At 72.5% G+C, this 24,916-nt stretch carries 20 protein-coding genes and 1 tRNA gene; 10 read left to right on the top strand and 11 right to left on the bottom strand.

Features of this window, described 5'->3' with window-relative positions:
* The first annotated feature begins 243 nt into the window (after positions 1 to 243).
* Positions 244 to 1,128, top strand: coding sequence for a helix-turn-helix domain-containing protein (locus AC3CHW_RS21795; protein ID WP_488467584.1), 885 nt, complete (start codon positions 244 to 246; stop codon positions 1,126 to 1,128).
* Between the two features lie 73 nt (positions 1,129 to 1,201).
* Here the strand turns inward: AC3CHW_RS21795 and AC3CHW_RS21790 are convergent, their stop codons facing one another.
* Positions 1,202 to 2,071 carry a LysR family transcriptional regulator gene (locus tag AC3CHW_RS21790; RefSeq protein ID WP_488467583.1) on the bottom strand — a complete coding sequence of 290 codons (870 nt, stop codon included), beginning with the start codon at positions 2,069 to 2,071 and terminating at the stop codon, positions 1,202 to 1,204.
* Between the two features lie 69 nt (positions 2,072 to 2,140).
* Between AC3CHW_RS21790 and AC3CHW_RS21785 the strand changes: the two genes are divergently transcribed.
* Entirely contained in the window at positions 2,141 to 3,235 is a 1,095-nt protein-coding gene (locus AC3CHW_RS21785) for an EamA family transporter (protein ID WP_488467582.1), read from the top strand.
* 468 nt (positions 3,236 to 3,703) lie between these two features.
* Here the strand turns inward: AC3CHW_RS21785 and AC3CHW_RS21780 are convergent.
* Positions 3,704 to 3,788 (bottom strand) — tRNA-Leu (locus tag AC3CHW_RS21780).
* Between the two features lie 924 nt (positions 3,789 to 4,712).
* Here AC3CHW_RS21780 and AC3CHW_RS21775 point away from each other — a divergent pair.
* On the top strand, positions 4,713 to 5,483 hold the full coding sequence (locus tag AC3CHW_RS21775; RefSeq protein ID WP_488467581.1) for an ABC transporter ATP-binding protein: 771 nt from the start codon (positions 4,713 to 4,715) through the stop codon (positions 5,481 to 5,483).
* A gap of 48 nt (positions 5,484 to 5,531) precedes the next feature.
* Complete coding sequence (locus AC3CHW_RS21770) at positions 5,532 to 8,060, top strand: ABC transporter permease (RefSeq protein WP_488467580.1); 2,529 nt, start codon at positions 5,532 to 5,534, stop codon at positions 8,058 to 8,060.
* 135 nt (positions 8,061 to 8,195) lie between these two features.
* Here AC3CHW_RS21770 and AC3CHW_RS21765 read toward each other — a convergent pair whose 3' ends face one another.
* Positions 8,196 to 9,662, bottom strand: coding sequence for a class I SAM-dependent methyltransferase (locus tag AC3CHW_RS21765; RefSeq protein ID WP_488467579.1), 1,467 nt, complete (start codon positions 9,660 to 9,662; stop codon positions 8,196 to 8,198).
* 257 nt (positions 9,663 to 9,919) lie between these two features.
* The gene (locus tag AC3CHW_RS21760; protein ID WP_459249377.1) at positions 9,920 to 10,318 is read right to left on the bottom strand and encodes a VOC family protein; all 399 of its coding nucleotides are present in this window, start codon (positions 10,316 to 10,318) and stop codon (positions 9,920 to 9,922) included.
* Between the two features lie 93 nt (positions 10,319 to 10,411).
* On the opposite strand from AC3CHW_RS21760, the gene AC3CHW_RS21755 reads away from it, so the two are divergent.
* Positions 10,412 to 11,425 (top strand): helix-turn-helix transcriptional regulator, encoded by a 1,014-nt coding sequence (locus AC3CHW_RS21755; RefSeq protein WP_488467578.1) that lies wholly within the window; start codon positions 10,412 to 10,414, stop codon positions 11,423 to 11,425.
* 205 nt (positions 11,426 to 11,630) lie between these two features.
* Here AC3CHW_RS21755 and AC3CHW_RS21750 read toward each other — a convergent pair whose 3' ends face one another.
* Together AC3CHW_RS21750 and AC3CHW_RS21745 are read right to left on the bottom strand one after the other, a co-directional pair.
* Positions 11,631 to 13,028, bottom strand: coding sequence for an NAD(P)/FAD-dependent oxidoreductase (locus AC3CHW_RS21750; RefSeq protein WP_176162019.1), 1,398 nt, complete (start codon positions 13,026 to 13,028; stop codon positions 11,631 to 11,633).
* Between the two features lie 652 nt (positions 13,029 to 13,680).
* Positions 13,681 to 14,664, bottom strand: a complete 984-nt coding sequence (locus tag AC3CHW_RS21745; protein ID WP_488467577.1) for a BtrH N-terminal domain-containing protein — start codon at positions 14,662 to 14,664, stop codon at positions 13,681 to 13,683.
* A gap of 416 nt (positions 14,665 to 15,080) precedes the next feature.
* Here AC3CHW_RS21745 and AC3CHW_RS21740 point away from each other — a divergent pair, with 416 nt between their 5' ends.
* The 5 genes from AC3CHW_RS21740 to AC3CHW_RS21720 all read left to right on the top strand — a co-directional run bounded on the left by AC3CHW_RS21740 (position 15,081) and on the right by AC3CHW_RS21720 (position 18,883).
* Positions 15,081 to 16,301, top strand: coding sequence for a helix-turn-helix domain-containing protein (locus tag AC3CHW_RS21740; RefSeq protein WP_488467576.1), 1,221 nt, complete (start codon positions 15,081 to 15,083; stop codon positions 16,299 to 16,301).
* A gap of 159 nt (positions 16,302 to 16,460) precedes the next feature.
* Complete coding sequence (locus tag AC3CHW_RS21735; protein ID WP_488467575.1) at positions 16,461 to 17,648, top strand: helix-turn-helix domain-containing protein; 1,188 nt, start codon at positions 16,461 to 16,463, stop codon at positions 17,646 to 17,648.
* 112 nt (positions 17,649 to 17,760) lie between these two features.
* Positions 17,761 to 18,174 carry a hypothetical protein gene (locus AC3CHW_RS21730; protein ID WP_488467574.1) on the top strand — a complete coding sequence of 138 codons (414 nt, stop codon included), beginning with the start codon at positions 17,761 to 17,763 and terminating at the stop codon, positions 18,172 to 18,174.
* The gene (locus AC3CHW_RS21725; protein ID WP_488467573.1) at positions 18,171 to 18,596 is read left to right on the top strand and encodes a hypothetical protein; all 426 of its coding nucleotides are present in this window, start codon (positions 18,171 to 18,173) and stop codon (positions 18,594 to 18,596) included. Before AC3CHW_RS21730 ends, AC3CHW_RS21725 begins: the two co-directional genes overlap by 4 nt.
* A gap of 5 nt (positions 18,597 to 18,601) precedes the next feature.
* The gene (locus tag AC3CHW_RS21720; RefSeq protein WP_488467572.1) at positions 18,602 to 18,883 is read left to right on the top strand and encodes a DUF7848 domain-containing protein; all 282 of its coding nucleotides are present in this window, start codon (positions 18,602 to 18,604) and stop codon (positions 18,881 to 18,883) included.
* A 653-nt stretch (positions 18,884 to 19,536) separates the two neighbouring features.
* Here the strand turns inward: AC3CHW_RS21720 and gap are convergent.
* From gap to AC3CHW_RS21695, 5 genes are all read right to left on the bottom strand, one after another.
* Positions 19,537 to 20,535, bottom strand: a complete 999-nt coding sequence (gene gap, locus AC3CHW_RS21715; protein ID WP_488467571.1) for a type I glyceraldehyde-3-phosphate dehydrogenase — start codon at positions 20,533 to 20,535, stop codon at positions 19,537 to 19,539.
* A gap of 241 nt (positions 20,536 to 20,776) precedes the next feature.
* Positions 20,777 to 21,733 (bottom strand): GlxA family transcriptional regulator, encoded by a 957-nt coding sequence (locus AC3CHW_RS21710; RefSeq protein WP_488467570.1) that lies wholly within the window; start codon positions 21,731 to 21,733, stop codon positions 20,777 to 20,779.
* A gap of 704 nt (positions 21,734 to 22,437) precedes the next feature.
* On the bottom strand, positions 22,438 to 23,460 hold the full coding sequence (locus AC3CHW_RS21705; RefSeq protein WP_488467569.1) for a Ppx/GppA phosphatase family protein: 1,023 nt from the start codon (positions 23,458 to 23,460) through the stop codon (positions 22,438 to 22,440).
* Entirely contained in the window at positions 23,457 to 24,071 is a 615-nt protein-coding gene (locus AC3CHW_RS21700) for a DUF501 domain-containing protein (RefSeq protein ID WP_488467568.1), read from the bottom strand. The genes AC3CHW_RS21705 and AC3CHW_RS21700 overlap by 4 nt, the downstream gene beginning before the upstream one ends.
* 135 nt (positions 24,072 to 24,206) lie before the next feature.
* Entirely contained in the window at positions 24,207 to 24,677 is a 471-nt protein-coding gene (locus AC3CHW_RS21695) for an FtsB family cell division protein (RefSeq protein ID WP_398610232.1), read from the bottom strand.
* Between the last annotated feature and the right edge of the window lie 239 nt (positions 24,678 to 24,916).

Below are 24,916 nucleotides of genomic sequence, written 5' to 3'. Positions count from 1 at the left end.
GGCTGCTTCGTTCACGGTCGCTTCGTTCGCGGCCTTCTCGTTCACGGTCGCTCCGTTCATGGCCGTGTCGTTCATGTCTGCGTCGTTCATGGCCGCGTCGTTCATGGCTGTCTCCGGCAGGTGTGGGGCGGGGTGGGTCGGACCCGCTCAGGCTCTGGTGGGCGCGCGCGGCGGACCAGCCCCGCCCGTGCCCACCCCTGGCAGGGGCTGGCTCGTGGCGGCGGGGGGCGCGAGGCTTGGGGGATGGACGACAGGCGGCTCGGTGAGTTTCTGCGCGCGCGACGGGCCCGGGTGCGGCCCGAGGACGTCGGGCTGCCCGACGCGGGGCGGCGCCGGGTGCCCGGGCTGCGACGGGAGGAGCTGGCGTTGCTGGCCGGGGTCGGCGTCTCGTACTACACCCGGCTCGAACAGGGGCAGGCGCACAACGCGTCCCCCGAGGTGCTGGACGCCATCGCCCGGGTGCTCGGGCTCGACGCGCACGGGCGCGCCCACCTCGACCACCTGAGCGGACCGGCGCGGCGGCCGGGGGCGGGCGCGGGCCCCGAACGGGTGCTGCTCGCGACGCGGGAGTTGCTGGGCGCGGTGGGCGAGGTGCCCGCGCTCGTGGTGGGCCGGCGCGCGGACGTGCTCGCGTGGAACGGCCCGGGGCACGCCCTGCTGGCCGGCCACCTCGACCCGGCGAGCCCCGAACGCCAGGACGGCCGGCCGAACCTGGCCCGGCTCCTCTTCCTCGACCCGCACGGCCGCGACCTGTACGTCGACCGGCGGCGCAAGGCCCGCGCCATGGTGAGCAACCTGCGGCACGTCGCCGGCCGCTACCCCGGTGACGCCCGCCTGGCCGCGCTGATCGGGGAGTTGTCGATCGGCAGCCCGGAGTTCGCCGCGCTCTGGGCCGACCATCGCGTGCACCCGTGTGAGGGCGACGTGTACGAGCTGCGCCACCCGGTCGTCGGCTCGCTCACGGTCACCCAGCAGAACCTGCCGCTGCCACGGTCGCCCGGGCAGTCCCTGGTGGTGGTCACCGCCGCCGCCGACTCGACGTCCCAGCACGCGCTGACGCTGCTGGCGCAGGCGCGGCGCCGGCACCCCGTGGCATCCCCCGCGCCCGGCCCGGCCGCCCGGGCCTGAGCCCGCGCGCGGCACGTACGGCAAGCCGGCACCGCCCGTACGGCCGGTGCGGGGCTCCCGGCGGGCCCGTGCGTCATCCGGCGGGCGGCTGTTGGCCCGTCACCTCCTGGGCGAGGGCCGCGAGGTCGGCCACGGCCGGGTGGCTCGGCGGGTCGGTCCAGGCCAGGAAGACCGGCACGGGCGGGGCGTCGGTCAACGGCCGGTAGGTGACGCCGGGGTGGGGGTGGAGGGCGGCGGTGGCCGAGGTGCTCACGCCGACCGCGCGGCCGGCCGCGATGGCGGCCAGCCAGTCGTCGGTGTTGCCGACCCGTACGGTCGCGGACGGCCCGCGCCCGGGCGGCCACAGCTCGCTGCTCGTCGTGCCGGAGACCGTGTTGAGGGTGACGCTCTGGTCGGCGAGGTCGGCCAGCGTCAGCTCGGCGCGCCCGGCCAGCGGGCTGTCGTCGGGCAGCGCCGCGACCCGGTCCTCGCTGAGCAGGTACGCGCTGCGCAGCCCGGGTTCGGTCAGCGGCCCGCGCAGCAGCGCGGCGTCGGCCTTGCCCGCGGTGAGGCCGGCGCTGCGGTCGTCGATGCGCAGCAGTTCCAGCGGCGTGTCGGGGTGGGTCTGGCGCCAGCGGCGGAGCAGCGGCGTGGTGAAGGTGCCGAGCGCCGACCAGGCGTGCCCGAGCCGCAGTGGCCAGGCGCCCAGGCGGCTCGGGTCCAGGGCCGCGTCCACGGCGGCCAGCGCGGTGGCGGCCCTGGCCCGAAAGGCGCGGCCGGCGTCGGTGAGGCGCAGGTGGTGCGTGGAGCGGTCGGCGAGCCGCACCCCGAGGTGCGCTTCGAGCTGGCGCAGGGAGCGGGACAGAGCGGGCTGGGTGAGGTGGAGCCGGGCCGCGGCGCGGGTCAGGTTGGCCTCGTCGGCGATGGCGAGGAAGTGGCGCAGATGACGCAGCTCCATGGTCATGACTGGCAAGCATAACCACCGCTCAACCGGCATTTCCCCGCTCAGCGCCCGCTGCCTAGCGTGGCCGGTATGACCGATGTGCGCGCCCTCGCCCCCACCGCCGACGCGGTTGCGGGTGGCCCCGAAAGCCCGGCCGGCCCGGCTACTCCGCCCGGCCCGACTCGCCCGACTGGCCCGGCTGGCCCGGCTGGCCCTGCCTCGGCTGCCCCGACTGGCCCGGCCGGGGCCGGGCGTGGCAAGCGCGCGGCGGGCGCGGCGGGATTGGTCGGGGTCGGCCTGGTGGCCGGCGGCATCTGCTCCCAACAGTTCGGCGCGGCGGTGGCCGCCTCGCTCTTCCCCCGGGTCGGCGCCCTCGGCGTGGTCTCGCTGCGGCTGGCCGTCTCCGCGCTGGTGTTGCTGCTCGTCTGCCGCCCGGCCGTACGCGGCTACGGGCGCGCCGACTGGGCCGTGGTCGTGGGCTTCGGGGTGGCGCTGGCCGGTATGAACACGCTGATCTACCAGGCCATCGACCGCATTCCGCTGGGCACCGCCGTGACCTTGGAGGTGCTGGGCCCGCTGGCGCTCTCGGTGGTCACGGCGCGCGGCCCGGGCCGCTGGCTGTGGGCCGGGCTCGCGCTGGCCGGCGTGGCGCTGCTCGGCCGTGGCGGGTTCGGCGAGTTGAACGCGGCCGGGGCGGGCTGCGCGCTGGGCGCGGGGGTACTGTGGGCCGCGTACATCCTGCTGTCGGCCCGGGCCGGCAGCCGGTTCCCGCGCGTGGACGGGCTGGCGTGGGCGATGGCCTGCGGCGCGCTGTTGAGCCTGCCGCTCGGGGTGGCCGGCGCGGGCGGCGCCCTGCTCGACCCGGCGGCGCTGGCTCTCGGGGGCGTGGTGGCCCTGCTGTCGTCGGTGCTCCCCTACACCCTGGAGCTGCTGTCGCTGCGCCGCCTGGCGCCCGCCGCGTTCTCCGTACTGATGAGCCTGTCGCCCGCGGTCGCCGCCCTCGCCGGGTACCTGGTTCTCCATCAGGGCCTGGCGCTGCCCGACGTCGCGGCCATCGCACTGGTGGTGGCCGCCAGCGCGGGCGCCGTCCGGACGGCGACGGCTCCGGCTCCGGCTCCGGCTCCGGCGACGAAGCGGCGCACCCGGCCGCGCACGGGACCGCGTTCGGGTTCGCCCACGGGGTGACGTACGGGTTCCCGTACGGGCCCGCGCACGAGGCCGGCGGCGGCGCCGCGTTCGGAACCCGAAGCGAACCGGTCGCCGCCGCGGGCGCGGTGCCGGCGACGCGACGGAGGCCCAGGAGGCAGGCCAAGACGGTTCATTCTTGGGAAAGTTCGGGAAATCCGGCAAATCCCCAGAAGGACGGACCTGTAGCGCCGCGCCCCTCTCGCGGGACGCGGCCATGTGCCGGGTACACCCAACTGGCCGCGGGTGAGGCGCGACACAGGGCGCGCGCCGCACCGAGGGAGCCGCTGAGGCGGGTCGGGCGCCCCATCGCGCGCGGTGGGAGTGCGCCCCGGCGGGAAGTCCGCCCGGACCGGCGGCGGGTGGTGACGGGTGAGGCGTACGGGCGGCGGCGCCACGCAACGCCGCGGGCGTTCGGGCGGGCCCGGGCTACGGGCCGTTTCTCCAGGTCAGACCGGACGAGCGGAGTGGTGCCCGGAGCCGGACTTGAACCGGCACGGCCCGTAGGCCAGCGAGGTTTAAGCTCGCCGTGTCTGCATTCCACCATCCGGGCAGGGGCGCTCTCGCTGCCGCACATACGGCGTACGGCCGTCCCCTCAAAGGAGAGCAGGACGAGCCTAGCCGGGGAAGGCGCCACGAACGGCTGAACGGTCGATCGCCGTTGTCTTATTTTATTGGCAACTGAGGGAGCATCAGCAGGACGAACTCGCCGCTGGCACATGCCGCTGGCCCATCAGCACTGTTGGTGCGGTACGTCACGCCCATCGGACCGAAATGACGGAAACTCGACGCAGCGTTGAGAAAAGTGACGAACGCGCTTCCGGTCCTCCACCCGTAGGCCGTACACCTCCCGTACGCGCCGCGCCCCACCAAGGGCCGCAACCCCGCCCCCGCCAGGGCCTGTCGACACATCCCAAAGCGCCCGCACTAGCAGAAACCGAAACGGAGCGAAAGCCCCCGCTACGAGCCACCGCATCGTACGCAGCGCGGCCCTTCCCCGACCCTCGCCGGTGGCTGCCGCTCCCTCCGCACGGTCTCGCCCCTCTCGCGCCGCCGCGACCTTCGTGGTCGTCGCGGCGTCGCCGGCCCCTCCGCTCCCCCGACCCACCAACCCGCCATCGGCCGCACACAGCACGAGCCGACGCGAGGCGGCGATGCCGGGCGAGGCGGACGGCCCCGGGTGCGGGCCCGTGAGCCCCGGGGCCGGGTCGGCGTCGGGGCGGCGGCAGGCAACGCGCGGCCAGGAGCCGGAGGGCCGGGGGCCGGTCGGGCCGCGCGGATCGGCTCGGGGTGGTGGGGGCCGCTGCCTGCGGCGCGCGGCGGTCTCTCGGGGTTCTCCTCCTACCCAAGGATGAGTCGCCTCCTCCGGCGTACCTCGTGAGTCTCCCCGGGAACGGGCGCAGGGGCTGATGGCTCGGGGCGAAAGGCCGGCGAGGATAGTGAGGTCCCCAGGCACCACACCGACAGGAGTTCGACCGTGACCACCACCTCCACCGCCACCCGCAGCACCGCGGTGGCCGCACGCGCAACGGATCTTCGCAAGGTCTACGGACAGGGCGAGACCCAGGTAGTGGCCCTCGGTGGTGTCAGCGTCGAGTTCCGGCAGGCCGAGTACACCGCGATCATGGGCCCCTCCGGCTCCGGCAAGTCCACGCTCATGCACTGCATGGCCGGCCTGGACTCGGTCTCCGGCGGCTCGGCCCAGATCGGCAACGTCGAGCTGACGACCCTGAAGGACAAGAAGCTCACCCAGTTGCGCCGCGACAAGATCGGCTTCATCTTCCAGGCGTTCAACCTGCTGCCCACGCTGAACGCCATCGAGAACATCACGCTCCCCATGGACATCGCGGGTCGCAAGCCCGACAAGCAGTGGCTCGACACGGTCGTGGAGACGGTCGGCCTCTCCGGTCGTCTCAAGCACCGGCCGAACCAGCTCTCCGGTGGCCAGCAGCAGCGCGTGGCCGTGGCCCGCGCCCTGGCCGGCAAGCCCGAGATCATGTTCGCCGACGAGCCGACCGGAAACCTCGACTCGCGCTCGGGCGCCGAGGTGCTGGGCTTCCTGCGCAACTCCGTGCGCGAGCTGGGCCAGACCGTCGTGATGGTCACCCACGACCCGGTGGCCGCGGGCTACGCGGACCGCGTGGTCTTCCTCGCCGACGGCCAGATCGTCGACGAACTGTACGAGCCGACCGCCGACGCGGTCCTCGACCGCATGAAGCGCTTCGACGCCAAGGGCCGGACCAGCTGATCCAGGCGACACCGACCACCGGCCCCCTCCCCCAGGACTGACAGACCCATGTTCCGTACCGCCCTGCGCAACGTGCTCGCGCACAAGGCCAGACTGCTGATGACCGTCCTCGCCGTGCTGCTCGGCGTGGCGTTCGTCGCCGGCACCCTGGTCTTCACCTCGACCATCTCCGACGCGTACCAGAAGAGCTCCGAGAAGGGGTTCACCAACGTCGACGTCGCGATCAGCCCCGACGACGCCGACGACAAGGACAACCCGGGCGACGCGCCCAAGCTGAGCCAGTCCCTGCTCGACCAGGTGACGAAGCTGCCGGGCGCGGAGTCGGCGACCGGCACCGTGACGGGCTTCGCCGCGATACCCGACAAGGACGGCAAGCTCGTCGGCGACGGGTTCACCTCCTCCGGCGGCAACTACTTCCCGTCCAAGGACGGCAAGGACGCGCGCTACACGATGAAGGAGGGCCGCGGCCCGACCAACGTGCGTGAGGTGGCGCTCGACTCCAGGACCGCGGACCGCGCCGACTACAAGATCGGCGACAGCATCGACGTGTCGGTCGACGGCCCCGTCATGAAGCAGAAGGTCGTCGGCATCTTCACCACCGACGACGGCAACGTCGCGGCGGGCGGCAGCCTCGCGCTGTTCGACACCAAGACCGCGCAGAAGCTGTACGCGGAGCCCGGCAAGTACACCGGCATCGAGCTGAAGGCCAAGCCGGGCACCACGCAGGAGGCGCTCAAGACGCAGGTCGAGAAGGTCCTGCCGGACCGGACCGATGTCGACACCGGCGAGAAGCTCGCGGACGACCAGGCCAAGGACATCGAGAACGAGCTGAGCGGCATGCGGACCGGCATGCTCGCCTTCGCCGGGATCGCCCTGTTCGTCGGCATCTTCATCATCGCCAACACCTTCACCATGCTCGTCGCGCAGCGCACCAAGGAGCTGGCGCTGATGCGCGCGGTCGGCGCCAGCCGCCGCCAGGTGACCCGCTCGGTGCTCATCGAGGCGACGGTCGTGGGCTCGATCGCCGCCGTGACCGGCCTGCTCGCCGGCATCGGCATCGGCGCCGGGCTGCGCTCGCTGCTGAACTCCAGCGGCGCCACCGTCCCGGACGGCCCACTGGTGATCACACCCACCACGATCGGCGCCTCGCTCTTCGTCGGCATCGTGGTGACCGTGCTGGCCGCCTGGCTGCCCGGCCGCCGCGCGGCGAAGATCCCGCCGATCGCCGCGATGGGCAGCGTGCACGCCCCGCCGACCACGCGTGGCCTGGTGGTGCGCAACAGCATCGGCGCGCTCTTCGCCGGTGTCGGCATCGCCCTGGTCCTGGCCGCGACCACCATGGACGACGGCAAGGGCCCGATGGGTCTGGGCGCCGGACTGCTGATGATCGGCGTCTTCGTCCTGACGCCGCTGCTCTCCCGACCGCTGATCGCGGCGGCGGCCCCGGTGCTGCGGATCTTCGGAATGCCCGGCAAGCTCGCCCGGCAGAACGCGGTGCGCAACCCGCGCCGCACGGCCGCCACGGCCTCCGCGCTGATGATCGGCCTGACCCTGATCACCGGCCTGACCGTGATCGCCGGTGGCATACAGAACGCCATCGACAAGATGGCCCGGGACTCGCTCAAGGCCGACTACATCGTCAGCATGGCCAGCATGACCCCGCTCGCCCCCGAGGTCGGCGAGAAGCTGGAGAAGCAGCCCGAGGTCGAGAAGTCCAGCCCGCTGCGGCTCTCGCCGTCCCGGATCGACGGCAAGAAGACGGACCTGGCCGGCGTCAACGGCAAGGCCATCGGCGACCTGACGAAGCTGGAGTTCACCGAGGGCTCCTTCGCCGGGCTCGGCGGCAACCGGGTCGTCGTCGACAAGGACCTCGCCGAGGACCGTGGTTGGAAGGTCGGCTCCTCGCTGACCACGACCTTCGAGGACGGCAAGAAGAGCCGCCTGGTGGTGTCGGGCGTCTACGAGGGCAACGTGATCATCTCCGGCGTGATGATCGACAACGCCACCCTCACCCCGCACGTGAAGGACATCGCCGACTTCCAGGTCCTGCTGAAGACCAAGGGCGGCCTCAGCGACGACACCAAGGAGTCGCTGGAGAAGGCGCTGGGTGACAACCCGGCCGTCAAGGTCCAGACGATGGACGACGTCTCCAACGACATAGCCAAGCTGATCAACCTGATGCTGAACATGCTCTACGGGCTGCTCGCGATGGCCGTGATCGTCGCGGTGCTCGGAGTGGTCAACACGCTGGCGATGTCGGTCTTCGAGCGGTCGCAGGAGATCGGCATGCTGCGGGCCATCGGCCTGGACCGCAAGGGCATCAAGCGGATGGTGCGGCTGGAGTCGCTGGTCATCTCGCTCTTCGGTGGCGTGCTCGGCATCGGTCTCGGCGTGTTCTTCGGCTGGGCCGCCGGCGAGCTGATCGGCCCGAGCCTGGGCACGTACGAACTGGTCCTGCCGTGGGGTCGGATGGGCCTCTTCCTCGTCCTCGCCGCCCTCGTCGGCGTGCTGGCCGCGCTGTGGCCGGCGCGCCGGGCCGCGAAGCTGAACATGCTCGCGGCGATCAAGGCGGAGTAGCCTGCCGAGCGGTACGCACACCCGGGGCCCCGGGGCGACACCACGTCGCCCCGGGGCCCCGGCCGTTTCCGCTCGCGCCGCCCCGGGCCCGCCCGGTACGGCGCGCGCCCCACGGGCCGGCCCGGCGAGGGGCGGTCAGTTCCAGGTGCGGGTGCGCAGTGGCAGACCGGAGGTGCCGGGCTCCGGGGTGCGGACGGCGAGGACCTGGTTGACACCGATGCGGTTGCGCTCGAAGGCCAGCGCGCTCGCGGCCATGTACAGCCGCCAGACCCGGGCCCGCCCCGGCGAGACGTGCCGGAGCGCCTGCGTCCAGTTCCGCTCCAGGTTGCCGACCCAGGCCCGCAGCGTCAGCCCGTAGTGCTCGCGGAGCGACTCCAGGTCGCGCACCTCGAACCCGGCCTCCTCCAACTGGCTCACCGTCCGCCCCACGGGCGCCAACTCGCCGTCCGGGAAGACGTAGCGGTCGATGAACTCGTCCACCCGGTAGGCGTCCTCGTGGCGCTGCGGCGGCCGGGCGATCTGGTGGTTGAGCAGCCGCCCGCCGGGCCGCAGCAGCCCGTACAGCAGCGCCGCGTACTCCCCGTACCGCACGGCGCCGACGTGCTCGGCCATGCCGATGGAGGAGATCGCGTCGTACGGCCCGTCGCTCACCCGGCGGTAGTCCTGGACCCGGATCTCGACCCGGTCGGTGAGCCCCGCGTCGGCGACCCGCTTGCGGGCGTACTCGGCCTGTTCCTGGGAGAGCGTGATGCCGACGGCCCGTACGCCGTACTCGCGGGCCGCGTGCAGCACCATCGAGCCCCAGCCGCAGCCCACGTCGAGCAGCCGCTGCCCGGGCTCCAGGCCCAGCTTCCGGCAGACCAGGTCGAGCTTGGCGCGCTGGGCCTCCGCCAGGCCCGCTCCCGCGTCCGGGGCGGGCTGTGACGCGGCGTCGGGGGCGGGCCAGTACGCGCAGGAGTAGACCATGGAGGGGCCGAGGACCAGTTCGTAGAAGTCGTTGCCGACGTCGTAGTGGTGGCTGATGGCGGCCCGGTCCCGGCGCAGGGTGTGCAGCGGGCCGCGGCGCGCGCGGACCTCCTCGACGGGTGGCTTCGGGGGCGGCCACGGGCCGGCGATGGCGAGCAGGTCGCGGGCGGCGGAGCGGAGCCGGGGGTCGCGGGCCGCGTTCAGAGCGGAGCGCAGGTTACGTCGCGGCGCCGACTCCTCGCCGCGGTCCCACAGCACCCCGGAGAGCAGGTCGAGGGCCGCGTACAGGTCGCCGTCGATGTCCAAGTCGCCGGCCACCCAGCCGCGGGCGAGGCCGAGTTCGCCCGGCCGCCACAGCAGTCTGCGGACGGCCCTGCGGTTGCGCACCACCAGCGTGGGCGGCTTCGGGGAGGCGTCCGCCGTGGGCGGCTTCGGGGAGGCGTCCGCCGTGGCCGCCGCGTCTACCGCGTCCGCTGTGCCCGTCGCGCCTCGGGTGTCTCCGGTGTCTCCGGTGTGGGGGGACGGGCCGGGCGGGGGTCCGGCCTCGCTGCCGTCCCAGGCCCGGATACGGACCGGGAACGGGGCCCCGAGGACCTCCTCAGCGAGCGCGGAGAGCCGTCCAGCGGCATCGGCCATGTCGCACACCTCCAGGGAGACGCGGTGTTGTCGTAGCGGTGCACCTCAGAAAGATTCACCTGCCACGTAAAACACCGATCGCCCGTGCGACAGTCCCGAACACGGTTGAGGAAACGGCAAAATCACCCGACTGCCCCGGCCGGCGGCGGGCCCGCAGCCGGGGGTCTCCGGGCTGCCGCCCCCGTCGTCGCGCGGCGCCGCACCGCGTCACGTGACATCGCACGGCACCGCACGGCGCCACACGACACCGCACGGCGTCAGCGGGCGAACTTCTCGATGGCCGCCGGCGTGACCGGGGTGAAGAAGTTGACGAGGTTGCCGTCGGGGTCGCGGAACAGCAGCGACCGGTTGCCCCAGGGCATCGTGGTGGGCCCGCTGACGAAGTCGGTGACGAGGCCGGTCAGGTTCCGGTGCACGCGGTCCACGTCGTCGACGCGGAACTCGGTGATCACGCTCTGGTTGGCCGCCGGGCGGGCGGAGCCCGGGGCGAACAGCGGCACGGTGCGGGTGCCGGCGATCGCGAGGGTGGCGCCACCGGTGGCGAGTTCGGCGAAGTCCTCGGTGGCCCACCTCGCCCGCACCCCGGTGGCCCGCTCGTAGAAGGCGACGAGGCGCGCCACGTCGCCGGTGATGACGCGGATCGAGACGAACTCCATGGGGATCTCCTTGGCCGTACTGATGGCGTGCACCGCGCAGGCTAGGAGCAATACCGGACAGAAACGGTCCCGTATGCGCGTTAGATTGCGGCCATGCCCCGACCCACCGCCCGCGTGCTGACCCTCCTGGAACTACTGCAGTCGGGCGGCACCCGGACCGTGGCCGAACTCGCCGACCGGCTCGGCGTCGAGGGGCGCACCGTGCGCCGGTACGTGGACCACCTGGTCGACCTCGACGTGCCCGTGGAGTCGGTCCGGGGCCGCTACGGCGGCTACCGCCTCGCGCCCGGGTACCGCCTGCCGCCGCTCATGCTCGGCGACGACGAGGCGCTGGCCGTGCTGCTCGGCCTGGTCGCCGGTCGCCGGGCGGGACTGAGCACGGCGCAGCGCACGGCGAACGAGACGGCGTCGGCGAAGATCCGGCGGGTGCTGCCCCGGCACATCGCCCGCCGGCTCGACACGCTCCTGGAATCCCTGGCCTTCACGGACCAGCCCGGGCGGATCGACCCGCCGGACCCCGAGATCCTGCTGACCGTCGCCGACGCGGTACGCCACCGCCGACCGGTCTCCCTCCGCTACACCGACCGCGCCGGGCGGCGCGGCGAACGCACGCTGCACGCGTACGGGATCGTCGCGCACGCGGGCCACTGGTACGTCACCGGCGAGGACGCCGGGATCGGCGAGGACCGCACCCTCCGGCTGGACCGCGTCGCGGACGCGCGCACCCTGCCCGGCTCCTTCGAGGCGCCCGTGGGCGTCGACCCGGCACAGCGCGTGGTGTCCGCGCTGGCCACGGCCGCGTACCGGCACGCGGTGTCCCTGCGGGTGTACGGGACGGTCGAGCACATCCGCGCCCACCTGCCCGCCACCGTCGCGAGCCTGGCGGAACACGAGCCCGCTCCGGACCGGGACTCGGGTCCGGACCGGTCCCCGGACCGGGCGGCCGAGCGCTGGCTGCGCGTCGAGCTGCGGGCGGAGCGGCTCGACTGGCTGCCTCCGGTGCTCGCCTCGCTCGACCGGCCGTTCGTCATCGAGCGCCCCGACGAGCTTCGCCACCTCGTCACCGCGCTCGCCGATCGCCTCGCGTCCCACGCCCGCCGGACCTGACCGCGAGCACCCCGCGCGCTTGGCCGCGCGGGCTCCTGCCGCGCGTCGGCACGGCAGGGGGCCCACGGAACGCGCGCACGCGCCGAGGGCGCCCACCCCACGGATTGGTGGACGCCCTCGACGCGTGCTGGTCGCGGGCCTGGCGGCCCGCTCGGTGTGCGGCCGGCGGGGAAGCCCGTACGGACGGGCTTCGGCGACCGGGTCGCTACGCCTTGGCCTTGGCGGCCTTGGCGTCGTCCTTGTCCGCCGGCGCGGCGGCGCGGGCCGAGACGGGGGACGCCGCCTCGTAGAACTCCTCGCGCGGGTTCTCGATGGCGCCCAGCGAGACGACCTCGCGCTTGAGGAACATCCCGAGCGTCCAGTCGGCGAACACGCGGATCTTGCGGTTGAAGGTCGGCATGGCCATGCCGTGGTAGCCCCGGTGCATGTACCAGGCGAGCCGGCCCTTGAGCTTGATCTTCATCTTGCCCATGACGATCATCGCGACGCCCTTGTGGAGGCCGAGGCCCGCCACCGCACCCTTGTTGGCGTGCTTGTACTCGCGCTGCGGGAAGCCCCGCATGCCCGAGATCACGTTGTCGCCGAGGACCTTGGCCTGCCGCAGCGCGTGCTGCGCGTTCGGCGGGCACCAGGCGTTCTCGTTGCCGGCCGCGCGCCCCACGAGGTCGGGGATCTGCGCGTTGTCGCCGGCGGCCCAGATGTAGTCGGTGCCCTGCACCTGGAGGGTGGCGGCGGTGTCCACGTGCCCGCGCGGGCCCAGCGGCAGGTTGAAGCGGGCCAGCGCCGGGTTGGGCTTGACGCCCGCGGTCCACACGATGGTGCTGGCGTCGACCTCGAGCCCGTTGTTGAGCACCACGTGACCGTCGACGCAGGAGTCCATGCCGGTCTTGAGGTAGACCTCGACGCCCCGGCTCTCCAGGTGCTCCTTGCCCCAGGCGCCCAGCTTCGGGCCGACCTCGGGGAGGATCTTGTCGGCGACGTCGACCAGCACGAAGCGCATGTCCTCGCGCTTGACGTTCGGGTAGTACTTGGCCGCGTCCCGGGCCATGTCCTCGACCTCGCCGACGGTCTCGGCGCCGGCGAACCCGCCACCGATGAAGACGAAGGTGAGCGCCTTGCGGCGGATCTCCTCGTCGGTCGTCGAGTCGGCCTTGTCGAGCTGCTCCAGGACGTGGTTCCGCAGGCCGATGGCCTCCTCCACACCCTTCATACCGATGCCGTTCTCGGCCAGGCCGGGGATCGGGAAGGTGCGGGAGACGGCGCCGAGCGCGATGACGAGGTAGTCGAAGGGCAGCTCGTACGCCTCGCCGACCAGCGGGGCGACCGTGGCGACCTTGCGGTCCTGGTCGATGGTCGTGACGCGGCCGGTGAGGACCTCCGCCTTCGGGAGCACGCGTCGCAGCGGAACCACGACGTGGCGCGGGGAGATGCTGCCGGCAGCAGCTTCGGGAAGGAAGGGCTGGTAGGTCATGTACGACCGGGGGTCGACGACCGTGACGGTCGCCTCGCCGTACCGCATCTTCTTCAGGATGCGGCGTGCCGCGTACAGACCTACGTACCCACCGCCTACAACGAGGATTCGGGGACGCTCCGTGGTGCTCATGATTCGAGTATCCAGCACCCTCAGGGGGGTTGCTCGTGAGCCCCTTCACAAGGAGGGCGACTGGGTCTGTTACACTGCGCGGCCCTCGTGATCGATCCCATACGACTCCGGGGGAACCGGAAGCCGCCCCGGAGCGTTACCCACCCCCACTGATCAGGCCCTGTCGGGCTACTCCGCAGTAAATAAGCGCCCCCTGCGGACGATCTGCATCTCGCGTTTAACTCGGCCGAAACAGGGCGTGGTCCGACATCGGGCGGCCCCACCGCCAAGAACCGGCCCCCGGGGCGCCTTCAGGGCCCTCACCGGGACCTTTTTCATGTGAAGGATTTCACGAACTTTCTCGCGGACGCGGTTTCGGGGCTGCCCGGAGAGCGCCAAACGCCCCGATTTCGGCCCCGAGTGGGGGTGTTGTCGGGGCCTGCGCGGTCCGCCGGAGGTGGAGGCCCGCCCCTGGCGGGAGAGACGGCGCCCACGGGGCCGCGAACGCGGGCCGGTCGGCGGGCGGGGCGGGGGCTGCGGGCGGCGCGCGCGGATCGGTCGGCGGGCGGGTCGGCGGACCGCGCGGGCAGGGCTACGCGCTTCCCCGGGTGCGGACCCTCGAAGCGGAACCTCGGAGTAGGGCCTCACGCGGGCGCTCCCCGTGCCGAACTCCCTACAACGCGCTGAGCGCCCGCATCGCGTCCCGCTCGACGCGCGACAGTTCGCGGAGGAGGGAGCCCGCCTCCACGAGGCTCCGCTCGTCACCCGACTCGCCCGCTGCCGCGATGAGCGCGGCTACCTGGGTCCAGAGGGCGGCGGCCTCGACGTACAGGCCGTGTCCGGTACGCAGGTGGCCGCTGTCGACGTACTGGGCGCACTCGGCGAGGAAGTCCCGGTAGAGATTGCGGAACAGGGCGCCGCCGGTGCCCGCCTTCTCCATGAGCAGGGCGGCCCGCGCCAGATGCTCGTGCGGGTGGCCGCCGCGCTGGAGCCACTTCGGCACGCGCTCGGCGGCCTTCTCGATGCCCCGGTAGCCCAGGTTCGCGATCGGCGGGTTCAGGAAGGCGCGCGCACAGGCCCTGATCGCGGGCACGATCCGGTCCTGTGGTGGGGCGAGGTCGCGGGGTGCCGTGAGGGTGAACGACCGGTGCCTGGCGGCCATGGGCCCACGCTCGGCCCTGGCCCTGGCGAGCCCGGCCAGACTGGTCGAGACGGCTCCGCCCTGCGGGGCGGTGTCCACCAGGTAGGCGTCCTGTGCGTCGTAGCCGTACATGGCCACGACGTGCCCGGCGAAGTGCACCCTGGTCCGGAAGTAGTCCAGGTGGTAACTGTCGAGCTGAAGGCCGACGGGCCGGCCGGCGTCGATGGACGCCGCCACGTTCTGCCACGCCTTACGCGGCGAGGTGGTCTCCCCCACCACCAACTCAAGCCCGAGCGCGCCAGCCAGATTCCGGGTCAACTCGAACGGCTTGACCCGCCCCCCGAGGAACGGAAAGTCCATCGCCTTGCTGTCCCAGTAGACGAAGCCCAACCCGGACCCGAGCCCGAACAACATGGGCTCCGACAACTCAAGCCCCTCATGCCGCAGCAGTACGCCCAGCGTCGTGGTCTCGCAGTGCTGCATGCCGCGGGCGTCGACGCCTTCCACGATGGTCATGCGGCGCATTCTTCCGCCTTGGCGGGGAGGGTGGCCTGTGGGTGGCTGTCCGGGTGGTGAGTGGGGAGGGTGGTGTGGGTTGCGTGCCTGGCTTGGGTGGGAGGCCGAGGTTCGTGGAAGTTGCGGAAATCCGGGGAGGCGCCGGATAACGTCGCGGGTCAACTGCTCTGGCTCCCCGCGCGTGCGGGGGTGGCCCCTGTGCGATGCCCAGCGCTCCAGCACCACCGTCCTGGTCCCCGCGCGTGCGGGGATGGCCCCAGCAGCGCCAGCCGGTCCGTCGCCGCGCCGCGTTGGTCCCCGCGCATGCGGGGTTGGCGTCCCGAGGACGCCGGCCGTGGGGGCGGGCTGGCGAAGCCGTACAACTGGGCCTCCAGCCGGCGTACATTGCCAGTGTCAGTACGCAATGGGGAGTCAGCATGCCCGACGTCCAGGACAAGCACGCAGGCACCCGCATCCGCGAAATTCGGCTCATCCGCGACTACACGTTGGCCCAACTCAGCCAGCGTTCGCACGTCTCGACGAGTCAACTCTCCCGCGTGGAAAACGGAGAACAACCACCCAGCCCCTCCGTTCTGGCAGCCGTCGCACGCGCCCTTGGGGTCACCCTTTCCGTGTTGCACGGGCAGCCGTACGTCCACATGCTCCAGAAGGACCAGCTCGATCGGCTGCTCGCCCCGATCAGCAGCGCGCTCGACGCATGGGACATCCCGCCGGACGACGACATGCCGCAGGACTCTCTCGACGCGGTGGCCGGACGGGTCTCGGCGCTCTCCCGGTTGCGCGCGAAGGGCGAGTTCGCCCAGGTCGCCGAGGGGCTTCCCGAAGCCATCGCGGCGACCACACTCGCCGTGCAGACCCACACCGCGCCCGGCGCGGCACGGGAGCGAGCGCACTACCTCCAAGCGGAGGTGGCACGGACCACGGCCATCCTGGCGTACCGACTCGGCTACATGGACCTGGCCCGACTCGCCCTCGCCCGCATGGCCGCCGCCGCTCCGCACTCGGGCGATCCGCGACAGGTGGCCGTCGAGCGGTACGAACGCGCCGTGATCACACATGCGGAGACGTCGCGCCCCGACCGTGGCGTGGCCCTGGTGAAGCAGGCACTGCGCGACCTCGAAGAGGACGGCGACCCGCAGACCTCAGCGGTACGCGGCACGCTGCTGCTGCGCGCCTCGGCCCTGTCGGCCGTGCAGCAGCAGAAGTCCGCGGCGAGCGACTGGCTTGAGCAGGCGGCCGAAGTCGTGGCGGCCGGCGAGCGGGCCGACGCCGCCCAGGACCCGCCCGGCACCCGCTACGCCCTGGCCTTCGGGGAACTCAACGTCGCGCTGGGAAGGTTGGACGTCGCTCTCCTCCAAGACGACCACGAGACGGCTGTGCGGGTCGCCTCGGAGGTGCGTCTCCCGGCGACGTACCAACCGACCAGGGCCGCGGGTTTCCTGATTCGCAAGGCCGCCGCGGAGGCGTGGACCGCACGCCACGACGCGGCCCTGAACTCGCTACTCCAAGCCCGCCAAGTGGCCCCCCAGTTGACCCGCTACCACCCGGACGTGCACCAGACCGTCGGCACCCTCCTACGGGCCCGGCAACGTGCCGCCGACCCGCTGCGCCAGTTCGCCGAGTGGAGTGGCGTGTAGCAGCGCGGATGCCCCAGGTCAGGGCTCCCAGGCCCCCCTCCCCGTCGACGCACTCCGTCTCAACTTCCCTACCACAGTCACGCCTTACGGCCAGCGGCCATGGCCCGACAGCTTGGGGCAGAGGTACCGTTCTAGTGACGACTCTGAACGGAGTGTTACATGTCCGAGAGCATCAGCATGGGCGCGACTCTCTGCGACATCCGCAAGCGGCGCGGCCTCTCCCAGAAGGGGCTGTCCGAGGCCAGCGGCGTATCGACCTCCCTCATCAGAAAGCTGGAGCAGGGGCAACTCGATCACACACGCCTGGAGACCGCTCACAAGCTAGCTGCCGCCCTCCGCGTCCCGACGACGCACCTCCTCGACCGTCACGACTCCCCCGACGGCGCCGACCTCAACGCGACTCCGGACGCGGAGGCGTGGGCCCCCGTCCGCCACGCCGTGGAGCGTCCGCCGACGGACACTGTCGCCGAAGCCCCCACCCTCGAAGGAGTCCGAGCGGCGGCCGATGCCGTGGGAGTGGCCCGGGCCACCAACCAACTCGCCACAGCCGCCACGTTGCTTCCGTCCGCACTGCGCGACGCGGAGGCGCTCGGAGACGAGGGGCGCGACGTACACGCCTACGTACTCCAACTCGCTGGTTCGCTTCTTACCCAAACCAGGCAGTACGACGCGGCCGAAACGGCACTTCGGCAAGCCCTGGACGCCGCCCAAGGGCAGCACCGCAGCGCTTCCGTCGCCGCGACTATGTGCTGGTTGGCGATCAGGCAAGGCAAGCTGACACAGGCCCGTACGCTCGCGACGCGGTGGGCAGACGACGTTGAGCCGAGGGTGAGTCGGGCCACGGCGGCGGATTTGGCAGCGTGGGGCACGTTGCTCCTCAACCTGGCCGCAGCCTGTGTGCGTGACAATCGACCGGGCGAGGCCGCCGACGCGTTGAAGTTCGCGCAAGCGGCTGCGGTGATGACCGGCCACGAAATGCCCGTCGGACGCCGCATGGCGTCGTGGGGGCCGCTGACGGTCGCCTACAAGCGCGCGGAGCGGCACATGATCGTGGACAGCCCCGACAAAGTGCTGGAGATCGCGGAAGGCACCGAGGCGCACACGAGTGACGCGGGGCGAGTGGAGAGCAACTTCAACCGCCATCAGCTCGACGTGGCGGCAGCACACATCCGCATGCGTCACCACGCCCAGGCCGTGAAGGTTCTGTCAGGGGTGCACGCTCGGGTTCCGGAGTGGTTGGCCCAGCAGCGGTACGCCAAGGACATACTCGGCGACGTGGTCAAGCGACGCCGCACACTGACGCCCGAGATGCGGCGCCTCGCCGACGCCGTGGGACTGCCCCTGTAAACGACTTGTCACTTAGAGCGATGCTCCGCTCAAGGTGTCATGGCATAGCCACGCACAACCCTCTTACGGTCAGTCATTAAGCGATTACCCTGATGACGCCGGAGGCTGCGCCATGCCCATCGGAGCCGAGTACACCTCTCCCCCGCCCTATGACTGGGTGCCGCCTGGGGGTGGGGTGCGGTGGACGCGGGTGGGTGAACTGGGTTGGCACGCGCTGTCGCTGCCGTGCTACCTGGGCAATCGGGTGCTGGCGGAGCTCGGGGAGGCGAGCGGGGCGGTCATCGAGGAGGACGTGCCGGCGCGACTGGTGTGGCTGATCGAGCCCAAGGCCCCGGCCGTGCAACACCTCGGAGACCACGAGGAGATCACCGTCGCGGGAGACGACGGGTCGTACCTGTTCGTGCCGGGCATGACCCGCGCCCGCCTGGTCTGGTGGCGCATCCCCCTGAGCCCGGACCGCCTCCTGACCGACGCTGATCGGCTGGTCGAGGCCATCGCCGTACTGCGCCCGGGAGTTCGGCCGTGACCCACCCCGACTGGTGCCCACCACCCAGCGACACCGTCTCGCTGCTGCCCGCCGGCCGGGACTGGGACGCCGTACGCACCGACGCCACCACCGCCCGCTGGGCCTTCCCCATCCTCAACGGCCCACACGAGAGCGCGGCCATCGTGGACCCGTACACCTACTCCACCTACTGGCTCCTACCACCAGGCGAAGCACACGACTTCATCCACTGGCAACGCCTACACCCCCACGTGACCGTGCTCCCCGCCAGGCCCGGTACGCACTACGTCGGTATCCCGCCCGCGCGCCGCCGTACGGGGCCGGGGCTGCACTGGTACGTCCCCCACAACTGGTCCGGCCGCTACCTCACCGAACCCGCCTACCTCGCCGCCGCCCTCACCCCCGCCGTCCACGCCGCCCACGGCCCCCACAACAACCGGTAACCGCGATGACCCACCATCGCCGTTACCGCTACGTCGAGATGAGCCTGGCTCCCGATCCGGCAGCCGATCCGTACACCGTCCGCGCCACGTGTCTCACCTGCGCCGAGCAGTCCCCGGAGCCCGAACCGTCGGAGTCCATCACCGGTCAGCACCAGCGGGCTCAGCGCTGGTGCACCAGCCACGCGGCCCGCGACCATCCCGACGGCCGCCACCTGCGCTACACCGCCCACGTGACCTTGCGGTGGCTGGTCACCCCTGCTGAGGACATCGGGCCCGTCGCACCGTAAGTGGGCGAAGATGTGAGGTGTTCAGGCACACGACCCAGCGAACAGTTCATCGATGGCTGGCAGTTGCGTACTCCGAGAGGCTGGTGTTGGCGTCCGGCTCACGTGTGGAGCGGCCTGCGGATACGCTGCGAACACCGTCCTGCCGGGAGGAGAATGTGAGCTGTATGCCGAGCTTGGGCGATAGGTCGGAGTTCGTGGAAGTTGCAAAAAACCGGGGTACCGCGCGCTAAACCCGCAGGTCAATTGCTCTGGTCCCCGCGCGCGCGGGGATGGACCCCAGATGTGCAACTGCCGCATGAGCGCGCCGAACTGGTCCCCGCGCGCGCGGGGATGGACCCGGATCGGCGTGGCCCAGGATCGGTGCCCCGGCCTGGTCCCCGCGCACGCGGGGATGGACCCGGCAAGCCCTACCCCCGCGCGGCCTGGTGACGCTGGGCCCCGCGCGCGGGGATGACCCCCAGTACACGTTCGGCACGACGTTCACGCCGGCCTGGTCCCCGCGCCTGCGGGGAACCCCCACCCACCAAGACCGAGCGCCCCCGCAACCCACCCCCACCCACGACCGAGCGCCCCGGCCGGCCCGCATGGCCAACCAGAGCGCTCACAAACGTTGCCGAAACCAGCTCACCCGCTGACGACGGCGGCAGGGGCCGTCACCCGGCCGCCAGCAGCTCCAGCGTGTCGATCACGCGGTTCGAGAAGCCCCACTCGTTGTCGTACCAGGCAACGACCTTGACGTGGCGGCCGTCCACCCGAGTGAGGGCCGAGTCGAAGATGGACGAGGCGGGGTTGCCCGTGATGTCGGAGGAGACCAGGGGGTCTTCCGAGTATTCCAGGACGCCGGCGAGGGGGCCTTCGGCCGCCTTGCGGTAGGCCGCCAGGATGTCGTCGCGGGACACGTCGCGGGCGACGGTCGTGTTGAGTTCGACGATCGAACCGACCGGTACCGGGACGCGGATCGAGTCGCCCGACAGCTTGCCGTCGAGCTGCGGCAGGACCAGGCCGATGGCCTTGGCGGCGCCGGTCGTGGTCGGGACGATGTTGACGCCGGCGGCGCGGGCGCGGCGGGGGTCGCGGTGCGGGCCGTCCTGGAGGTTCTGCTCCTGCGTGTAGGCGTGCACCGTCGTCATGAAACCGTGCTCGATGCCCGCGAGTTCGTCCAGGACCGCGGCCAGCGGCGCGAGGGCGTTCGTGGTGCAGGAGGCGTTGGAGACGATCGTGTGCGCGGCCGGGTCGTACGCGTCGGTGTTGACGCCGTACGCGAGCGTGATGTCGGCGCCGTCGGACGGCGCGCTGACCAGCACCTTGCGCGCGCCCGCGTCCAGGTGGGCCCGCGCGGCCTTGGCCGCGGTGAAGCGGCCGGTGGCCTCCAGGACGAGGTCGACGTCGAGTTCGGCCCACGGCAACTGCGCCGGCTCGCGCTCGGCCAGCACCTTGATCCGGTGGCCGTCCACGACGAGGACGTCCCCGTCGACGGTCACCGGGCGGCCGAGGCGGCCGGAGGTGCTGTCGAAGGCGAGCAGCCGGGCGAGGGCGGTGGGCTCCGTCAGGTCGTTGATGGCCACGACCTCCAGGGCGCTGTCACGCTCCAGCAGTGCGCGCAGCACGTTGCGCCCGATGCGGCCGAATCCGTTGATGGCGATGCGAGTCATGAGTGACGTCCCTTCCCTTTCACACCCGGGCTCGTTTCCTTCCCCACCAGCCTCGCGCGCGGCCAGCGCCGCTGACAGTGGCGGGATCGCCATGGTTCACAAGGATCGCGCCACCCGCCAGGACAGGCCGCACCACACCGCGCGGATAACGCGGACCAGGCGGACCAGGCCGTACGGGGCAGACCGCGCCGTACGGGGGCTGGCCGCGACGTACCGGATGGGCCGCGCCGTACCGGGCGGGCTACTCGCCCCGGGTGAAGGTGCGTCGGTACTCGCTCGGCGTGGTGCCGAGGATGCGCTGGAAGTGCAAACGCAGGTTGGCGCCGGTGCCGAGCCCGGTGTCGGCGGCGATCTGCTCGACGCTGCGTTGCGAGCGCTCCAGTAGCTCGCGGGCCAGGTCGACGCGGGCGCGCATCACCCACTGCATCGGCGTGTAACCGGTCTCCTCGACGAAGCGGCGGGAGAACGTACGCGGCGAGACTCCCGCCTGCCGCGCCAGTACGTCGAGGGTCAGCGGCTCGCCGAGCCGGTACAGCGCCCACTCGCGGGTTGCGGCGAACCGTTCGCCGCGCGGCTCGGGCACGCTGCGCGGTACGTACTGGGCCTGGCCGCCGCTGCGGTAGGGGGCCGCGACCAGGCGTCGGGCCGCGTGGTTGGACGCGGCCACGCCGAGGTCGCCGCGCAGGATGTGCAGGCACAGGTCGATGCCGGAGGCCGCGCCGGCCGAGGTGAGCACGCTGCCCTCGTCCACGAACAGCACGTTCTCGTCCACCTTGACCTGCGGGTACCTGGCCCTGAGCGCCCGCGTGTAGTGCCAGTGCGTGGTGGCGCGCCGGCCGTCGAGCAGGCCCGTGGCGGCGAGCGCGAAGGCACCCGTCGAGATGGCGGCCAGCCGCGCGCCCCGCCCGTGGGCGTCGACCAGCGCCTCGACCACGGCTGGCGGCGGGTCGTCGCGGTCCGGAAAGCGGTAACCGGGGACGAAGACGATGTCGGCCCAGGCGAGCGCGCCCAGGCCGTGGGCGACGTCGTACGCGAGGCCGTCACCACCGGTCACCCGACCGGGAGCGGCCCCACACACCCGCACCTCGTACGGCATGCTCGCGCGGGTCGTGAAGACCTGCGCGGGAATCCCGACGTCGAGCGGCTTCGCCCCTTCGAGCACGAGGACGGCGACGCGGTGGAGGCGGGCTGCGGGCACAGGGAGAGGTTACGTGGGGTGTCGGCGCGTCCCACGTTTGCCGCTGCGCGGGGCGGGTGCGCCGGGCAGCGTGTCGGCCGTTGAGGCCAGCCCGCCGGAATCCCGCCGCGTGTATCCGCCGCTACGTACGCTGAGCTCATGGTTGAGAACACCGTGACCGTACGGGAAGCTCGCGCGCGTCTGGCGGACCTGTTCATCGAGCGCGATGCGGGCGCGGCGTGAGGTACGCGTTCCGGTTCACTGCGGCAGCGCAGCGGGCGCTTCGGGCCGCACCGTGGGCTGAAGGGCCTTCTCGCTCGTATAGACCCTGCGTGAGCGATTTGGCGAGATGGGGCGATAGGTCGCGATCAGTGGAAGTTGCAGAAAACTGGGGTTCCGCGCGATAAAGGCGCAGGTCAATTGCTCTGGTCCCCGCGCGTGCGGGGGTGGCCCCTTCACGGCGAGGACGTCGCCGGTGTCCGCGTCCTGGTCCCCGCGCGTGCGGGGATGGCCCCTGCCACACCTGTCGCGGTGCCAGCGACTCCAACTGGTCCCCGCGCGTGCGGGGATGGTCCATTGGCCAGCTCGTCGTCGTCGGCGGCATCGAACTGGTCCCCGCGCGTGCAGGGCTGGCCCCCAGTAAGGACGCTCAAGCTCGTCGACCCCGTCCTGGTCCCCGCAAACGCGGGGCTGGCCCCCGCACGCGCCAGCGTCCCGCCCCACCGTCACCCCCCGGCGCGTTCCGCCACTCCGAAGGCGATCCCGTCCAGAATGTCGTGCTCGCTCACGACCACCTCGCGCGCGCCCGCGCGTTCCATCAGGGCCAGCAGGACGAGTGCGCCCGCGCCGATGACGTCCACGCGGCCCGGGTGCATGACCGGGATGGCGGCGCGTTCGGCGTGGGTGGAGTGGAGGAGGCGGTCGGTGATCTCGCGGACGCGGTCGAGCGGGATGACCGCGTGGTGGATGGCGGCCGAGTCGTACGCGGGCAGGTCGAGTGCGATGGCGGCGATCGTGGTGACCGAGCCGGCCAGGCCGACCAGGGTGTAGCCGCCGTCGGTGGGGCGGAGCGGGACCGTCTGCTCGACCGTGTCGAGGGCGGCCTCCACGTCGGCCCGTATCGCGGCGATCTGGGCCTCGGTCGGGGTGCCGGGTTCGGGGACCTTGCCGGTGGCGTCGGCGAGGTGGCGTTCGGTCATGCGGACGCAGCCGACGTTCACGCTGCGCGCGGCGCGCACCGCGCGGTCGCCGACGACGAACTCGGTCGAGCCGCCACCGATGTCCACCACGAGGTAGGGGCCGGCGCCGGCCGGGGACTGGCCTTGGGACTGGGCAGCCGGGTCCTGGTGGGCCGTCAGTTCGCGGGTGGCGCCGGCGAAGGAGAGGGCGGCCTCCTCGTCGCCGGTGATGACCTCGGGTTCGACGCCGAGGATGTCGCGTACGCCACGGACGAAGTCCTCCCGGTTGGAGGCGTCGCGCGAGGCGGAGGTGGCGACGAAGCGAAGGGCGGGGTGCGGGCCGCCCGGGACGCCGTGCTCCCCGATGACCTCGGCGTACTCGCGGCAGGCGGCGAAGGTGCGCTCCAGCGCCTCGGGGGCCAGCCGGCCGGTGCGGTCCACGTCCTGGCCGAGCCGGACGATGGTCATGCGGCGGTCCAGCTCGTGCAGGGCGCCGGTGTCCGGGTCGATGTCGGCGACCAGCAGCCGGATGGAGTTGGTGCCGCAGTCGATGGCGGCGACGCGCTTCACTCGCGGTCTCCTTCGGGGGCTTCGGCTTCGGCACCGGCATCGGCATCGGCGGCGTCGGGGGTCGCGGGCGTCGCGGGGTCGCACGTGCCGCCGTCGGCGCACGGGGCGACGCACGGGCCCTTGCGCCACCACTCGGGCAGCAGCGCGATGGCCTCGTCGCCCAGCGGGTTCACGCCGGGGCCGGCGGCCAGCGAGTGGCCGACGAGGACGTGCAGGCACTTGACGCGGTCGGGCATGCCGCCGGCGCTGGGGAAGTTCTCCAGGACCTCGATGGCGTCCCGGCGGGCGAGGTAGTCCTCGTGGGCCGCGCGGTAGGCGGCGGCCAGTTTCGGGTCGGTGGCCAGCCGCGCCGTCATGTCCTTCATGACGCCCTCGGCCTCCAGCGTGCCGATGGCGGAGGCGGCGCGCGGGCAGGTCAGGTAGTACAGCGTCGGGAACGGTGTGCCGTCCGGCAGCCGGGGCGCGGTCTCGACGACGTCCGGATTGCCGCACGGGCAGCGGTGGGCGATCGCGCGCAGGCCGCGCGGGACCCGGCCGAGCTGGTCACCGACGGCGGCGACGTCCGCGTCGGTCGGGGCGGCGGGTGCGGTCTGCGGAGGGGGCGTTTCCATGCGAGCAGGGTTCTCTTCGGTTCGTCGGGCCGCCGCGCCGGGTGCGAAGGGCGCGGCGGAGGTGGCGGGTGGGGCGGGTACGGCGTGGCGGGTGCGGTGGTGACGGGGTGACGGGCGAGCGGCCGGCGCCGTGGGTCAGCGCTGGGCGTCGGCCGTGTCGACCTCGCCCCACAGGTTGCCGTACCAGGGCTGGTCGGCGGAGCGGTCCTCGTCGGAGCGCTCGGCGTCGTCGTCGCCCGGGCCCAGCATGCTGTACCCGGTCTCGCCGGGGCGCAGGTAGTGCAGGTGCTCACGGGCCAGGCGCTCGATGTACGCGGGGTCCTCAAGGCGGGCCTTGCGGTCGCGCAGCCGCTCGACGTCCTCACGGATCTGCTCGGCCTGCCGACGCTGGTCGGCGATGTCGGAGCGCTGTGACACGTACTGCCGTATCGGGTACGCGAGCGCGACGACGAGCGAGCAGACGACGAGCGCGAGGAGCGCGGCACGGCCGGTGAGCCGGCCGCGGCGGGGTGGCCTGGCCCGGGTGCGGGCCCGGTAGACCCGGGCCGCGGCGTTCTCGCCGAGCGCCCTCAGCCTGGTCGCGGTGGAGAACCGGTCCGCGGGCACGTCTTACCCCTTCATCCGTATGTGGTCCGTGAGCGGTCGTCAGCGGTCGTACGACAGCGGTCAGCCGTCGTCAACAGGTGTCGGCCGTGCGCGTCCGGACGGGTGCGCCTGGTCGGTCGGCGTGCGCCGACCGGCCGAACGCGCGCCGCCAGCACACACGTGCGTCCCCGGCCACGGTACGGGACCGGGGCCGGGGACGGACGGAAAAGCGGTGGGCTCGCCGCGCGGTGGGCGCGGCG

This window comes from Streptomyces sp. MGP-BFMKR1, assembly GCF_057766585.1.
The sequence above is the reverse complement of the archived record's forward strand: the minus strand, read 5'-3'. Positions and strand labels throughout refer to the sequence as shown.